Raw genomic sequence first — 329 nt, 5'->3', positions numbered from 1 at the left:
ACAGACACCGCACAAGGTGACCATCACCATCACCGGGGTGAATGACGGCTCGGTGCAGATCAGCGGCAGCGATGCGGCGGGAGCGGTAACCGAAGACCTGAACGTCTCGAGCGCAGGCCAGCTGAGCGACAGCGGCCAGCTGAAGATCAGCGACGTGGACGGTGAGGACGAGGTGGCGTTCAAGACCGACGCGGCCAGCATCACCGCGAGCCCGGATGCCCTGGGCAGCCTGAGCATCACGGCTGACGGCACCTGGACCTACAACGTCGACAACAGCAAAGTGCAGTACCTGGGCAAGGGCGAGACCAAGGTCGAGACCTTCACCGTAC

General features: G+C 63.8%; 1 protein-coding gene. It reads left to right on the top strand.

Annotated elements, in window-relative coordinates:
- Window positions 1–16: 16 nt before the first annotated feature.
- Window positions 17–329: VCBS domain-containing protein (locus AACR93_RS01995; RefSeq protein WP_231557005.1), on the top strand; the 313-nt coding region annotated here is incomplete at its 3' end.

The organism is Aeromonas sp. L_1B5_3 (assembly GCF_963866575.1).
Lineage (GTDB): Bacteria > Pseudomonadota > Gammaproteobacteria > Enterobacterales > Aeromonadaceae > Aeromonas > Aeromonas jandaei.
The sequence above is the reverse complement of the archived record's forward strand: the minus strand, read 5'-3'. Positions and strand labels throughout refer to the sequence as shown.